Source organism: Rhizobium gallicum bv. gallicum R602sp (assembly GCF_000816845.1).
Classification (GTDB): Bacteria; Pseudomonadota; Alphaproteobacteria; order Rhizobiales; family Rhizobiaceae; genus Rhizobium; species Rhizobium gallicum.
On record NZ_CP006880.1, the window covers coordinates 400,295 to 414,159 of the forward strand.

The 13,865-nt window shown below is 60.2% G+C and carries 12 protein-coding genes and 2 pseudogenes; 8 read left to right on the top strand and 6 right to left on the bottom strand.

The window, feature by feature from the left end; all coding sequences use genetic code 11:
• Positions 1-33: 33 nt before the first annotated feature.
• Positions 34-1,416, bottom strand: coding sequence for an adenylate/guanylate cyclase domain-containing protein (locus tag RGR602_RS25185; RefSeq protein ID WP_082046686.1), 1,383 nt, complete (start codon positions 1,414-1,416; stop codon positions 34-36).
• A gap of 464 nt (positions 1,417-1,880) precedes the next feature.
• Entirely contained in the window at positions 1,881-2,468 is a 588-nt protein-coding gene (locus tag RGR602_RS25190) for a TetR/AcrR family transcriptional regulator (RefSeq protein WP_040114773.1), read from the bottom strand.
• A gap of 108 nt (positions 2,469-2,576) precedes the next feature.
• On the opposite strand from RGR602_RS25190, the gene RGR602_RS25195 reads away from it, so the two are divergent.
• A complete protein-coding gene (locus RGR602_RS25195; RefSeq protein ID WP_040114774.1) occupies positions 2,577-3,383 on the top strand; it encodes an oxidoreductase in 807 nt (268 codons plus the stop codon).
• A gap of 363 nt (positions 3,384-3,746) precedes the next feature.
• Here the strand turns inward: RGR602_RS25195 and RGR602_RS25200 are convergent.
• Positions 3,747-4,337 (bottom strand): annotated as a pseudogene (locus RGR602_RS25200) (hydrolase).
• Between the two features lie 61 nt (positions 4,338-4,398).
• Between RGR602_RS25200 and RGR602_RS38830 the strand changes: the two are divergent.
• Positions 4,399-4,536, top strand: a pseudogene (locus RGR602_RS38830) (SOS response-associated peptidase family protein); the annotation flags it as partial.
• On the opposite strand, the gene dinB reads toward RGR602_RS38830, so the two are convergent.
• The 3 genes from dinB to RGR602_RS25215 all read right to left on the bottom strand — a co-directional run bounded on the left by dinB (position 4,490) and on the right by RGR602_RS25215 (position 7,476).
• Positions 4,490-5,623: a DNA polymerase IV gene (gene dinB / locus RGR602_RS25205; RefSeq protein ID WP_052451755.1), complete on the bottom strand. Its 1,134-nt coding sequence runs from the start codon at positions 5,621-5,623 to the stop codon at positions 4,490-4,492. The pseudogene RGR602_RS38830 and the gene dinB overlap by 47 nt on opposite strands.
• Positions 5,624-5,626: 3 nt before the next feature.
• Positions 5,627-5,905: a hypothetical protein gene (locus RGR602_RS25210; RefSeq protein WP_052451756.1), complete on the bottom strand. Its 279-nt coding sequence runs from the start codon at positions 5,903-5,905 to the stop codon at positions 5,627-5,629.
• Between the two features lie 197 nt (positions 5,906-6,102).
• On the bottom strand, positions 6,103-7,476 hold the full coding sequence (locus RGR602_RS25215; RefSeq protein ID WP_040114775.1) for an MmgE/PrpD family protein: 1,374 nt from the start codon (positions 7,474-7,476) through the stop codon (positions 6,103-6,105).
• Between the two features lie 39 nt (positions 7,477-7,515).
• On the opposite strand from RGR602_RS25215, the gene RGR602_RS25220 reads away from it, so the two are divergent.
• From RGR602_RS25220 to RGR602_RS25245, 6 genes are all read left to right on the top strand, one after another.
• The gene (locus RGR602_RS25220) at positions 7,516-8,490 is read left to right on the top strand and encodes a LysR family transcriptional regulator (protein ID WP_170250974.1); all 975 of its coding nucleotides are present in this window, start codon (positions 7,516-7,518) and stop codon (positions 8,488-8,490) included.
• Between the two features lie 37 nt (positions 8,491-8,527).
• Positions 8,528-9,433 (top strand): LysR family transcriptional regulator, encoded by a 906-nt coding sequence (locus tag RGR602_RS25225; protein ID WP_040114777.1) that lies wholly within the window; start codon positions 8,528-8,530, stop codon positions 9,431-9,433.
• A 178-nt stretch (positions 9,434-9,611) separates the two neighbouring features.
• A complete protein-coding gene (locus RGR602_RS25230; RefSeq protein WP_040114778.1) occupies positions 9,612-10,556 on the top strand; it encodes an ABC transporter permease in 945 nt (314 codons plus the stop codon).
• Positions 10,553-11,371: an ABC transporter permease gene (locus tag RGR602_RS25235; protein WP_040114779.1), complete on the top strand. Its 819-nt coding sequence runs from the start codon at positions 10,553-10,555 to the stop codon at positions 11,369-11,371. The genes RGR602_RS25230 and RGR602_RS25235 overlap by 4 nt, the downstream gene beginning before the upstream one ends.
• Positions 11,368-12,996, top strand: coding sequence for an ABC transporter ATP-binding protein (locus tag RGR602_RS25240; protein ID WP_040114780.1), 1,629 nt, complete (start codon positions 11,368-11,370; stop codon positions 12,994-12,996). Before RGR602_RS25235 ends, RGR602_RS25240 begins: the two co-directional genes overlap by 4 nt.
• A 1-nt stretch (position 12,997) precedes the next feature.
• Positions 12,998-13,861 carry a serine hydrolase gene (locus tag RGR602_RS25245; RefSeq protein WP_040114781.1) on the top strand — a complete coding sequence of 288 codons (864 nt, stop codon included), beginning with the start codon at positions 12,998-13,000 and terminating at the stop codon, positions 13,859-13,861.
• The last annotated feature ends 4 nt before the right edge of the window (positions 13,862-13,865 follow it).

Sequence of the window (13,865 nt, forward strand, 5' to 3'; positions counted from 1 at the left end):
CGAATCCGCCGAAGAAACCGAAACCGTTCCTTGTCAGTCGAGCCCGATCCACAGGCATCCGTCTTGTATTCGACAGGGGTATACCGTCAGCCTGGTGGGATTTTTCGAGATGTCGCCTGTGTGTTCATAGCCCGGCGCAGTACCATCCTGCTGCAACTGCGCCCAGTTCCTGATTTCGCCCGAAAAAAGATCGAAACAGCTTTGATGCCAACGGCAGACGAGGCCGTGATCACTGGTGATCGTGCTCTCCGTATGTGGGAGATTGAGCGTCTTCACCTCGGCAGGTTTTCGACGTTCGTAGAACGGCAGATGAAGATGCGGGCAGGCGTTGTTGAAGGCGCAGTAGCTGTCGGTTCCGCGAACGACGACGATATCGTAGTCCTCGAAATCGAGAATCCTTCGTTCGTGGGGCTGAAGCTCGTCCACGGGGAATGCGCGGACCCACCTCCTGCCGGCATGACGGATGGTTTCGCGGGGTTGCCTGGCGTTCAGTTCAGCGTCGCATTCGGGCTTGAGCCTGATGACTTCGAACAGGCTCGTACGTTCGCAGGAACCCCTCAGGCGTACCCTGACAAAATCGCCGACCTCCACCTTGTCGGCGACCTGGCCGTAAAGCGCCTCGGAAATCAGCAGTCGTGTCCCCGCATCCTTGTTTGCGGCTTCGATCCGGCTGGCTAGGTTCACGACGTTCCCGACTGCCGTGAGGCGTTGGTTCCCGCCGAAGCCCAATGTGCCAATGACGGCCTCGCCATAATGGAGACCGATACGAATATCGAATTCGATGCCGTACATGGAGGCAAAGAACGGCTTCAGGCGATCGACTGTGGCAACGGTCTGAATCGCCGCGTTGACGGCTCGAAGCGGAGCGTCCCGCTGATCGTCCATTCCGAAGATTGCCATCAGCCCATCGCCGATGAGATTGTCGATGAACCCGCCATTCCGCTCTATGATGTCGCCAACCTGGGCGAAGTAGCGATTGAGTAGATACATCACATCATAGGGCGAAAGCTGCTCGGACAGTTTCGTGAAATCGGCGACATCGCTGAAGAAAACCGCAACCTGTTTCGACTCGCCGGAACGCGTCTCGGCAGAACTGAGAAGCTGGCTGGTTATTATTAAGTCGGTCTCATCCAGCACCAGGCGTCGGACGCGAAGCTCGCCCTCCGGCTTGAGCTGACAGGCCAGCCGGACCTCATCCGCCAGCCTCAGCCGTTCCGCCATCAAGCTCTCGTCTCGGTTCCGGTTCGGGCAACCCTTAACACCGTCCAGAACCCAGACGCGGCAGGTCGAGCATTTCGCCCGGCCGCCGCAGGCATGGGCAAACGGCACACCCGACCTCAAAGCAGCCTCGAGCAAGGTCTCGCCGGTGGCAACCTCGAAGTTCATCTGGTCAGGTAGAGCGGTTACTTTGATCATGGTCCATGAACACGGCTCGCGCCACGTCAGTTTAGCACGATACGGCGCAGGCAATCGACTCTGAACTCGGTTCACGAGATGGAATTGTTCCCGACCGTTCCGTCAGCAACGAGCTAGCATTCACAACCCCGCAATGCTTTGTTCAGGGTTTGCTGTTGCTGCTTCCTAAAGGCTGCGGGCAGCGACCAGCATGTCCGCAATTCCACACTTTCATCGTTTCGACCTAGCTTCGCTGCTGCCGCAACCTCACCGGTGGCGCCGGCTGGGCAGACCGCAAGGAGCCGCAACTCATCACCCTGACCTTTGAGTCGAGGAGGTTGACGGCCGTGGCATGAACCTGATCTGTTCCTTGCCGGGCAAGGTTTTGCTTTCGCCGTGCAGTCTGCGCAGGTTCTGGTGTTGTCGAGGGTAATGATCCCGCGTTCAGCGTCATCCAAAAGCGCACCAAGCTCCCCAGTGTTCAATCAGGCCGAGGAAGCCCCTGCACGCGGACGACCAGCGAGGACGCCAATCGCGTCCTTTCCAGCGAGCAAAATGCGATCCGACATTTCTTTATCGACCGCCCGTGCCAGCTGGAGCGTCCCGATCAGGGTCGCAAAAATCGCGCATGCCACATCTTCCTTTGCTTCCACATCTGCCGGAAGCGCGTTGGCGAGCAGAAGCACAAGAGTGCGGGACTGTTCGGCGTACATGGCGCGCGTCTCCTCAGACTGCCGCGCAAGCTCCGGCAGCAGCGCTGCGGATGCGCAACCCTGTCCCGCATTGTCCCTGTGTTCGTGCGAGAGGTAGATGTCGATCAGGCGATCGAGCCCCCCTTGGTCCAGCACGTCGCGCAGCCACACAGCCTGCCTGCTCAGGGCGTCCGAAATAGTTTCCCGAACGAGATCGGCCTTCGAGGGAAAGTGGGGATAGAAGGCGCCATTCGTCAGGCCGGCATCCTTCATAATCGTCGCGAGGCCCGAGCCAGCAATTCCGTCTGTGCGGAACCGCTCGACAGCAACGTCCATGATCCTGCGGCGTGATGTGTCTTTTCGGCCCTTTTCATATCGCATAACGCGTCTCTCAAATCTCTATTGCATTATGATCATAATACTATTAAATGAGCGTAATGCAACTGTCTCTGGAGCCAAAATCCGGGACGTTCACCTAAGGGAAGAAAAATGGACGCCGTAAGAACTGCAATCGTGACCGGGGCATCCTCCGGCATCGGCTACGCCACCTCTGAAGGTCTCGCCCGCGCGGGGTTCCGTGTTTTCGGGACGAGCCGGAAAATCGTAAGCGATGGTCCCAAGGGAGTTACGATGCTGGCGTGCGACGTGACCGACGAGGCGTCCGTCTCGGCGCTGGTCGCGGACGTGATATCACGGGCGGGGAAGATCGACCTTCTCGTCAACAATGCCGGCATCGGAATGTTCGGCGGCGCAGAGGAGTCCTCAATCGCGCAGTCGCAGGCCCTTTTCAACGTCAATGTTTTCGGAGTTATGCGAATGACGAACGCCGTTCTACCGGTGATGAAACGCCAAGGCGGCGGCCGCATTCTCAACATAGGCTCCATCCTCGGCGTCATCCCGGCGCCGTACTCGGCCCATTACTCCGCCGCCAAACACGCGATCGAGGGCTATTCGGAGTCGCTCGATCACGAGGTCCGAGCCTTCAATATCCGCGTTTCCGTCATCGAGCCGGCATACGTGCGGACAGTCTTCGATCAAAACGGCATGGAGCCCGACCAGCAGAAAGCCGAATACGATCAGGCGCGCGCGACAGTCGCCGCATTGCTACGGGATGTCATGCCCAAGGCCGACTTGCCGGATGTCATCGTCAAGGTAATCATCAAAGCCGTCAACGATCAGGTTCCGCGCCGACGCTACACCGCGGGCAATGCGGCGCGCATGGTGAGCTTGCTGCGTCGGTTCGCAACCGCCGGCATGTTTGACAAGACCCTGCGCAAGCAGTTTCGCATCGCGTAGCCAAGCAAAAATACATGAACTTAAGGAGCTTAAAAGTGCTCCTGCAAGATCAGCGCTCCGGTTGACCGTTCGATTCGGTTCAAGACCCCAATCATCCTCGACGAGGTAGGCCATCCGACGACAGAAGCTCGCCCGAAGCCAGATTGAGGACGTGCCCGCTGAAATCCGACGCTAAGCAATGTGCAAGGTCGGCCTAAGGGCGCTTGGCATCCGACCGCATATTGACGAAAGCAGCGCGGCAGGTGGTCGTTGATCATGCCGGCCACTGGCATCCGTGCATGGGCGGCCTTCGTATCGAGAGAGATGACGAGGATCGATAAAACGGTGAGTTTTACCTCAAGGGTCCCGTCATCCCCGTCCAGATCAGCCCGTGGTCTTTGGCACCGGAATGTTAAGCAGCTGCTGCTCCCACAGACACGCGATGCCTCCGCCAGCCGCGTGCTGCCCGAGCACTTCCGTCATCTTGCCCGCTTTTTCGATACGGGCCAGTCGCGCTGCCACTCGGATGCCAGCGCCAACCAGGCATCATGTTCGCGCCGGCCGCGATCATGCGCTGGATCGGCACCTCGTGGGCCTCGACTGACGTGCCGCCCGACGCGTCGGTGATGACCGTGACATCCCAGGCTTCGCCGAGGCCTGGATTATCGGCATCGCGACGCAGATCTCGGTCCACAGGCCGGCAATGATCAGCTGCTTGGCCCGTCGCCTTCACCGCATCCACCACCTTCTGGTCCTCCCAGGTGTTGATGAACGTCCGGTCGATCACCTCCTGGCCGGGAAAGACCTCGGTAATCTGCGGGAAGAGGAGACCGCCCCGCGCCGCGACCACTTGGTCAGGATGGTGGGGACGCCGAAGAGCTTGGCAGCCTTCGCCAGGGCGGTCGAATTGTTGACCACCATCTGCGGTTCGTGGCTGTTCAGGTTCGCAAGCTGGTAGGGCTGGTGGTCGATCAAAACGAGTACCGAATCTTCGGGACGAAGAAGCTTTGTTGCGGCGCAGCGCTCTGCGGAGGCGGTGCTGACACGAGATCAACGCATGGTCTGGTTCGACGGACTTGTGCCCGAAGAGCAAATCCTGCGGCCGCCGCCGGCAGGGACCTTCCGGGTCAAACGTCACTCGGGCGCTCCAGCCCAGCCGATGCTGGCGGTCTAAGCGCCAGTCGCAGCTGCGGCGCCACTCCAGAGGTCTGCAGTTCCAATGATGACAGCGTGACGCCGAGCAGGCGGATTCCCCTGCGCGGCGGAAAGATCGGCGCGAGAAGCAGGTCGACCATTTCCTCGAGGTCGCCGATCGTTTGCAAAGGTGCCGTAACCGTCTTGCTGCGGGTGATCTGGCTGAAGTCGGCATACTTGACCTTGAGCGTCACGGTCTTGGCGCCGATTTCATTGGCCTCGCAATAGCTCCAGACTTTCTCGATCAGCGGCTGAAGGCCTTCGCGTGCCGGCTCAAAGGAGTGAATATCCTCGGAGAACGTGTCTTCCGCGCCGACGGATTTCCGCACCCGGTCCGGCTTGACCTGGCGATTGTCGATGCCGCGGGCAATTCCATAGAAATATGGCCCAGACTTCCCGAAATGTTCGACGAGGAATTCGAGCGTCCTCTCCTTGAGGTCGGCGCCCGTCTCGATTCCAAGCCGGTGCATCTTCTCGGCCGTCGCCGGTCCGACGCCATGGAACTTCTTGATGGGGAGTTGCTCGACGAAGGCCGGCCCGTTCTTGGGGGTGATGACGAACTGGCCGTCCGGCTTGTTCTGGCCGGATGCCATCTTGGCCAGGAACTTGTTGTAGGAAATGCCCGCTGACGCGGTGAGCCCTGACGTCGCTTTGATCTTCGCCCGTATTTCCGCGGCGATCTCGGTGGCGATTTCCATGCTCTTCAGGTTTTCGGTGACGTCGAGATAGGCCTCATCGAGTGACAGCGGCTCGATCATCGGCGTGTATTCGGCAAAGATCGCGCGGATCTGCAGCGAAACCGCCTTATAGACGTCAAAGCGCGGCCTGACGAAGATGAGATCGGGGCATTTGCGCTTTGCGGTCACGGAAGGCATCGCCGAATGAACGCCGAACTTTCGCGCCTCGTAGCTGGCGGCCGCCACCACGCCGCGGGCGGCAGGATGGCCGACGGCAACCGGCAGGCCCCGCAGCTCGCGATTGTCGCGCTGTTCGACCGATGCGTAGAAGGCATCCATGTCCACATGCACGATTTTGCGCGGGCGCTCACTGCCTTTGTCGTTTGTCATGGCCTAGTTTCCATCAGGACCATCGGTGTCGCCAAGAGATGGGAAGTGCGCGCCACATTTGTCACCCTCCGGCGTTTGCATCCGCTCGCAGCCCATCGCCATGCGGCGGCGGATCACAGCGAAGGTCATGCTGGCGCCAAACGCTTTCACCAACAGATTGCGCTCAAGCGCGCAATCGCGATGACATGGGCGACAGATGAATTCAATGATCGGCTCCCGATGATCTTTCAGTGTCGGACCCAGATCGTTCTCAGCTGCCGTCGGTGCATGTTCAAAAACCATTCCTGGCATGGACTTGAATCCGTTCACGGAATTCTCCAATCGGCACTCTTGCTCAACTTCCGCGCGCTAGCTGGGCATTGACTCATCTCGCCGTTAGAACAGATACAGAACATATTTCGACTTCTCAAGCCGAAAACGGGTAAAGGAGATCGTGAGCGAGGAGGTGGCTTGGCCTATGGCGCGCTGCATAATGGCGCTTACCCTTTCAAGCCATCTGAGATCAAGCTCCAGAATGCGTTGTCGCAAGACAGGGTTTCAAAATCGGCCAGGGCACAAAGCCGTTGGAAAGAGGCTTCGGAATTGCGCCGATTTGCCCAGTGTAAGCAATCCATGAACTTTACTTTGCGTTCGTAATCACTCATCGGCGCTTCAAGCGATCCCTTGGCGTGCAAGCGGGACTTCCTGTAAATGCGGCCGTCGCGCGTTGTGACAGTGACGATGTGCGGGAGGCGCTCCACGCCTTTTTCCTCTTCGGCCGAATAGGACTGCATTTCGATGCGGGGCATGAATTGCCGGATTTCCGGCCGCCCGATCTCCTGCCGTGTAAAGTCTGAAAGGCTAAGGGAGCCTCTGAGGAAAGCTGTCGCCAGGCAATATTGCATCGAGAAGCGGGCCTGCATCTCGTCGGTGGGGTCGGGATATGCGAGGTTGCGGGCAGCGGATATGCCGACTTTCGCCACGATCCGGGCAATGTCGCCCGCCAAAAGCCCACGTTCCTGCTTCAGATCCAGAAGCGCGTCAATCGCGCGATGGGTCGAGGCGCAGCAGGGATGGCGCTTGGTCACCACGCCCCGGCTTTCAATGATATGTTCCTCTTCGAATGTCAGTCCCTCCCAGCCCTTGGCATCATCGCCCCCGAAAAGATCGAGGAAGCCTTGCGGCCGCTCGAGGATATCCGGCCGCCCGCTCATGCCGGCAAGCGCCATGCGCGCCGCATCCACGGCATTACGCGCGGCAATGCCGGCGTGAAGCGGTTTGGCGGTCGTGCCGAATTGCCCCTTCGGGCCGCAGGCGAAGCTCGTCGCGAGGCTCATCGCCGCGGCCAAGCCATTTTCATCGGCGCCTAGAAGCCGTGCCACGCCAGCTGCGGCCCCGATGCCGCCGACCGTCGCCGTTGCGTGCCAACCCCTGTTGTAGTGAGAGGGATTGACGCCGAAGCCGACTGCCGCTTGCGCTTCCAGCCCGGCCAGGTAGGCCTCGAGAAACCGTCTTCCGCTCGTGACCTTGCCGCTCGCCAAAACCGCCAGCAGCGCCGGCACCAGCACCGCGGAGGCATGCGCTCTCGCCGGATGGAAATTGTCATCGAAATCGAGCGCGTGAGCCGCCGTTGCGTTGATGAGAGCGGCAAGCGAGGGCGAGGCGGAGCCGCCGGTGACGAGCCGCGCTTCGCCGCTTCCGGCGATTTCCCCATGGAAGGCGCGGGTGAGCGCGGCGATGCTTTCATCGCCTCTGCCTGCAATCATGCAGCCGATGGTGTCCACCGCAGCATCTCTTGCCCGATCCATGGCGAGGTTTGAGAACGTCGTTCGCGACAGGACCTGTTCCGCGATCTTCCGGAGAATGGTGGCCATTGACGAAAGTCTTTCCGTGAGTTTGGTTCTCAGCGGAAAATGTTCAACTTTCCGCAGGTCCGCAATCTTATGCGGTTTGCGGGTAGGGCTATCGGTAATGGAGATAGAATGGCGCGGGACACGAGTGCGGCGATCAGCCTGAAGCATATCGAGGCCTATGACGCCATCGCCGCGACGGGCTCGACGATCGCCGCTTCAGTCGAGCTTGGGATCTCGCAATCGAACGCCAGTCGGTTGTTGCAGCAACTGGAAGACTATCTCGGCGTCCGGCTTTTCGAACGGGAAAAGAACCGCCTTCAACCGACCCGCGAGGGGCTGCAGCTCGGCCCGGAAATCCGTGCCATTTCCGACCGGCTGCGCGCCTTGAAAACGGCGGCGATGGAGCTCGAGAGCGGTCGATCGCGCGAGATCATGCTGCGGCTCGCCTTTCCCGCCAGCCTTTCCTCGACGCGCATTCCGAAGCTCGTGAAGAACTTTCTCGCAGCGAATGGTCCGATGCGCGTCGAAGTCGCATCCGGTAGCTATCTCGCAATAGAACGGATGGTGGCCGACGGTGAGGCCGATCTCGGTTTCGCGCGTCTGCCGCTGATGAGCCCCGGATTGAAACAGGAAAAGATCCTGTCGTCGCGGATCATTTGCGCCCTGCACAACGATCATCCCAAGGCCGGCATCCGCCAATTGTCGGTCGGCGACCTGAAGGGGCAGGATCTGATCATGCTGAACAGGGAGCGACCGGTTCGCCATGAGCTTGAGGCGTTGTTCTACAAGGCCGGCATCCGCCAACGCCCCTTGCTCGAAGCGCATTCGGTGGCGAGTGCCTGCGCGCTTGCCGCGCAGGGGCTCGGCATTGCGCTGGTCGGCGAGATCATCGCGCGCGAATTTGCGACGCTGCCGCTCCGGTTCATTCCACTCGAACCGGAACTGCCGGTTGCTTACGCGCTGATCAGCGGAGAGAAATTTCCGATGCCAAAGGCCGCCAGCCTTTTCCTTCAATGCATTTCGGACTGGGCATGATGACGGTGCTTGAGCCGTTACGGGGGATCGCAAACGTATGAATATCAAGCAACTGGAAGTCCTGCGCACACTTTTGGCGACGGGGTCTACGATTGCCACGGCAAAGACGATGGGACTGAGCCAGTCCGGCGTCAGCCGCCTCCTCCAGCAGCTCGAGGCGGATCTTTCGGTGTCGCTTTTCGTGCGCGACAAAGGCCGTCTCATCCCAACCCCCGAGGCCCTGCTTCTTGCCCGCGATGCCGAGAACATCTTGCTGGCGGTCGATCGGATGTCGGGTCACGCGGAGGACTTAAGAAGCGGCGCCGCCGGCCCGGAGGTCGTCCGCATCGGTCTGCCAAGCAGCATGTGGGAGCATTTCGCGCCGGCAATGCTGGCCCATTACATCCGCGATTTCCCAGGCGTGCGGATCGAAACCTTCTTTGAGACGACGACCGCGATCAACAAGCTCGTCGAGCAGAGGGTGATCGATTTCGGCTTTCTGCGCATGGAGGGCGACAGCGGACCGGGCATCGAGGTCGAGCGCGTCGCCACCGGCGAAAGCGTCTGCGTCGTTCCGAAAGATCATCCTCTTGCAAGACTGGAGGAAATCACGGTGAAGAACCTGCGCGACGTGCCGCTCATTCTGATAGGCCGCCAACGGCCGAACCGCATGGCGCTCGACCAGACCTTCCGGCGGGCAGGCGTCAAGCAGATCGTCAAGATCGAGACGCATACCAACAGTTCCGCCTGTTCTTATGTCGCACATGGCCTCGGCGTGACGATCATCAGCAGCTTTTATGCGAATCTCTATCGTCACCTGCCAGTGGTTCATCGCCCTTTCGTGCCGCGCACGACACAGGAATTTGGATTGGCGAGGGCGATCGGTACGCCCCTCTCGATTGCCGCCCATGCACTCAGCGATGCCTTGAAACGGCAGATCCATGTTTCCCAGAAAAGCATTTAAAACCAGCTTACTGGCCCGCTTTTTAGTTTCATCGCGCCCTCTCTGGTTGCTGCGCTATTCCGCATAGACTTATGACGGAATCGCATAATATTGCGGATATTTTTTCATTCGATCATAGTCTGCGGCAACGAAACCGATGGCGCCGGGCATTGTCCGTCGCCCATCGCGGGGAACAAAAATGCTGAAATTCGTTCTGAACCGCCTGTTGATGGCATTACCAACGATTGTCCTCGTTTCGGTGACCGTCTTCACGCTGATCCGCTTCATACCCGGCGATCCGGCAGCATTGATGCTGGGTGATATGGCTGAGCCGGATCAGATCGCGGCGATGCGCTCGGAACTTGGCCTCGACAAATCGCTGCCGGAACAGTTCCTGATCTGGACCGCCAATGTCGTGCAGGGTGATTTCGGCCGCTCGATCGTCAATGACGAGGCGGTTCTGCCGCTCGTCGCATCGCGCTTTCTGGTCAGCGCCGAAATCGTCGTCGTCGCCGTCCTCCTGGCGAGCTTTATCGCCGTGCCGGCCGGTGTCATCGCCGCCTGGCGGCAGAACAGTCTGACAGACCTGGCGCTGGTCGGCACGGCCACGATCCTGTTGTCGATCCCGACATTCTGGCTCGGACTGCTGCTTCTGCTCTTCTTCGGTTTGAAACTCGGCTGGTTACCGGTCCTGGGCTATGTCTCGATCGGCAACAATGTTACCGGTGGCCTGCTCTACCTGGTGCTGCCGATCATGACCCTGGTCATTCATGAGATGGGTGTGTTGATCCGCATGGCACGCGCCTCGACGCTGGAAGTGATGCGTCTCGACTATATCACCCATGCCCGGGCCAAGGGCCTTTCCGAAAGCGCCGTCCTTTGGCGGCATGCCTTCAAGAATGCCTTCGGCCCGACCTGGACGGTCATCGGTCTGATCCTCGGCAATCTGCTCGGCGGCATTGCCGTCATCGAGACAGTCTTCACCATTCCGGGGCTCGGGCGACTGATGGTCGACAGCATTTTTGCTCGCGATTACCCCGTTATCCAGGGTTGCCTGCTGTTCGTCTCGCTTTCCTATGTGCTGGTCAATTTGGTCGTCGACCTGCTCTATCCCTTGTTCGATCCCCGGGTTGTCGCCGAATGAAAAAGATCACATTCAACGGCTTGATCGGCAGCGTTCTGATTTCCGCTTTGCTCCTCTCGGCCGGCATCGGCCTGTTCTGGACACCGTATGATCCGATGAAGCTCGGCTTCACGGCACGGCTGGCAGCGCCAAGCGGCGCCCACTGGCTCGGAACCGACGAATTCGGCCGCGACGTGCTCAGCCGCCTGATCGTCGGCGCCCGGGCGAGCGTCTGGATCGGCACCTTGACGGTCACATTCGCGACGGTCTGCGGCGCGCTGATCGGTCTCGTCAGCGGTTATGCCCGCGGTTGGATCGATGCAGTCATCATGGCGGTCAACAATGCGCTTCTCGCCTTTCCCGGCATTCTTCTGGCGCTTGGATTGCTCGCCGTCTTCGGCGCCAACCAATATGGCATCATCTTTGCGCTGGGCATTGCCTATTCTCCCTCCATGGCCCGCGTTGTCCGCGGTGCCGTCCTGTCGCTGCGAGAGCGGGAATTCATCGAGGCCTCCAAGGTGATGGGCAATGGCGAGATGTACACCATGTTCCGCCATATCCTTCCCAATTGCATCGCCCCGATCACCGTGCTTGCGACGTCGATGTTCGGCTGGGCGATCCTTTCTGAAAGCGCGCTCAGCTTTCTCGGTCTCGGTGTTCCGCCACCGGCGCCGACCTGGGGCAACATGCTGGCGGCCGGTCGGCCTTTCATCGAACAGGCGGTCTGGCTGGGTCTCTTCCCGGGGCTGGCGATCGCCCTGACGCTCCTCGGCATCAATCTTCTGGGGGATGCTCTTCGGGACAAGCTTGATCCGCGGATGAGGGGGCTGAAATGACCAATGAAACGCTTTTGAGTGTCCGCAACCTGTCGCTTCAGGTCGCCGGAACCGGTGTGCAGGTTGTCAAGGACGTCAGCTTCGACGTCGCCCCAGGCGAGATCTTCGGCATCGTCGGGGAAAGCGGATCGGGCAAGACGCTGGCAACACGCGCCCTGATCTCGCTGCTGCCGGCGCCCATCAAAGTGATCGGCGGCTCCGTTGCCTACAAGGGACGCGACGTGCTTTCCATGAACGGCGCGCAATTGCGCCAATTGCGTGGTGCAGAAATCGGTGTCGTCTTCCAGGAGCCGATGACCTCGCTCAATCCCTCGATGACCGTCGGCCGCCAACTCGAAGAAGGGTTGCAGCTTCATACGAAACTTTCGCAGGCAGAACGGCGCAGCCGTATCCTCGGCATGCTGGATCGGGTCGGGATCCGCGACCCCGCCGGGGCGCTCACTTCCTATCCGCATGAATTCTCGGGCGGTATGCGCCAGCGCATCATGCTGGCATCGGTCATGCTGCTGAAACCGGCGCTGTTGATCGCCGACGAGCCGACGACTGCGCTCGATGCCGTGATCCAGCGCGATGTCATGGAATTGATGGTGGAACTGACACAGGCCGAAGGCACGGCCGTGCTGCTGATCAGTCACGACCTGCCGATGGTCGCCCGCTACACGAACCGCATCGTCGTCATGGAAAAGGGCGTAATCGTCGAAGAAGGACGCACCGCCGATCTGCTCGACGCACCGCAGCGTGCCTATACGAAGAAACTGCTTTCCTCCCTGCCGTTTCGCGGACAGACGCGGATGATCGACAAGACCAAGGCGCCAATGGTCTCGGCGCGTGATATCGTCGTCGACTATGGGGGCCGGCGGTCGCTGATGAAGAAGGCAACGCCAAAACGGGCGCTCAATGGCGTCAGCATCGATATCCACGAGGGCGAAGTCGTTGCACTGGTCGGCGGTTCAGGTTCCGGCAAGACCACGCTCGGCCGCACCATTGCCGGACTGGTCCGGGAGAGCGAAGGCGATATCCGCTTCAAGGGACGCAGCCGCGACGACGACTGGATGGACTATCGTCTGAATTGCCAGATGGTGTTTCAGGATCCTTATTCCTCGCTGAACCCGCGCATGACCATCGTCGCGCTTGTGGAAGAAGCGCTGCGGCTCGTTCCCGATCTTAACGCGACGGCAAAGCGCAAGCGCGCCCTGGAGACGCTGGAGGAAGTCGGCCTTGGGGCCGACTATGGCGAGCGCTACCCGCACGAGCTTTCGGGCGGCCAGCGTCAGCGCGTGGCGATCGCCCGCGCCATTGCGCGCCGGCCGAAATTCCTGATCGCAGACGAACCGGTATCGGCCCTCGACGTGACGGTCAGGGCGCAGGTGCTCGAACTCCTGTCCGATCTGCAAAAACGCTACGGCTTTTCCTGCCTCTTCATCAGCCATGATCTCGGCGTGGTCGAGCAGGTGGCCGATCGCGTCGTCGTCATGCAGGACGGCCGGATCATCGAGGAGGGCGACCGCGATACGGTTTTCGACAGCCCGAAGGAGGCCTATACGCAAAGGCTTCTCTCGGCCATCCCCGCCCTGGACCACAATGCGCAGGGCGGTGTGACCCTCAAATGGCGCCTGGAGAACTGACATGACGACCGTGATTGCATCTGGAAAGCTCGTGGAACGATTGAACGCGATCTGCGATGCCCAGCCTTTCGTAACGCGCTTCATGGTGCATGCGCTTGCAAGCGGTGAAACGATCGTCAGGCGCGCGGACGAGGAAACTCCCTCCGCCAGCACCCGAAAGACCTCGATCATGATGGCAGCCTTGAAGGCCGCCCATGAAGGCCGCCTGGATCTGGACGAACGGATCATTTACGAAAAGCGTTTTGCAGAGGAAGTGGCGAGCGGGATGTTCCGCTACCTGACACCCGGTATCGTCATATCGCTGCGCGATGCCATCACCGGCATGATGGTGCTGAGCGACAATGTCTGCACCAAGATGGTCTTCGAAAGGCTGACGCTCGAAGAGGTCGACGGCTATTGCAAGTCGATCGGCATGACGGAGACCAACCATCGCTTCCTCATCCCTCCCTTGGCGCTGTCGCCCGATCATTCATTGAAGGCCGTCACCACGACGACGGCGCGGGACCAGGTCTATCTGCTGCAGACCATCCTGGATGCGCAAAATTCGCGGGAGGCCGCGGACCGACTCGGCTCTTCGCAGGCGTTGTGCGCCTATGCGCTTCAAACCCTGAAGAACCAGATCCTGCGCTATGCCATCCCCTCCAGGCTGCCGTTCGGGGTTGTCGTCGCACATAAGGGCGGTACGGGAAAGCGGGGCCGCATGAATGCCGGTATCGTCTATCGCGACGGTTCCCCCTTCTACATCATTGCCGCCTATACCGACGACGTGCCGCAGGAAATGCCGGACGGCACCCCTGGCTATACGGTCGCGCTTGAAACCATCGGCAGGCTTTCACGCGCCTGCTGGGATGAATTCCAATCCTAACGAT

What these genes read in the sequence shown, in the direction of transcription:
- RGR602_RS25185 (WP_082046686.1), bottom strand. Translation starts at nt 1,416, where the DNA reads ATGATCAAAGTAACCGCTCTACCTGACCAGATGAACTTCGAGGTTGCC.
- RGR602_RS25190 (WP_040114773.1), bottom strand. Translation starts at nt 2,468, where the DNA reads ATGCGATATGAAAAGGGCCGAAAAGACACATCACGCCGCAGGATCATG.
- RGR602_RS25195 (WP_040114774.1), top strand. Translation starts at nt 2,577, where the DNA reads ATGGACGCCGTAAGAACTGCAATCGTGACCGGGGCATCCTCCGGCATC.
- dinB (WP_052451755.1), bottom strand. Translation starts at nt 5,623, where the DNA reads ATGACAAACGACAAAGGCAGTGAGCGCCCGCGCAAAATCGTGCATGTG.
- RGR602_RS25210 (WP_052451756.1), bottom strand. Translation starts at nt 5,905, where the DNA reads ATGGTTTTTGAACATGCACCGACGGCAGCTGAGAACGATCTGGGTCCG.
- RGR602_RS25215 (WP_040114775.1), bottom strand. Translation starts at nt 7,476, where the DNA reads ATGGCCACCATTCTCCGGAAGATCGCGGAACAGGTCCTGTCGCGAACG.
- RGR602_RS25220 (WP_170250974.1), top strand. Translation starts at nt 7,516, where the DNA reads ATGTTCAACTTTCCGCAGGTCCGCAATCTTATGCGGTTTGCGGGTAGG.
- RGR602_RS25225 (WP_040114777.1), top strand. Translation starts at nt 8,528, where the DNA reads ATGAATATCAAGCAACTGGAAGTCCTGCGCACACTTTTGGCGACGGGG.
- RGR602_RS25230 (WP_040114778.1), top strand. Translation starts at nt 9,612, where the DNA reads ATGCTGAAATTCGTTCTGAACCGCCTGTTGATGGCATTACCAACGATT.
- RGR602_RS25235 (WP_040114779.1), top strand. Translation starts at nt 10,553, where the DNA reads ATGAAAAAGATCACATTCAACGGCTTGATCGGCAGCGTTCTGATTTCC.
- RGR602_RS25240 (WP_040114780.1), top strand. Translation starts at nt 11,368, where the DNA reads ATGACCAATGAAACGCTTTTGAGTGTCCGCAACCTGTCGCTTCAGGTC.
- RGR602_RS25245 (WP_040114781.1), top strand. Translation starts at nt 12,998, where the DNA reads ATGACGACCGTGATTGCATCTGGAAAGCTCGTGGAACGATTGAACGCG.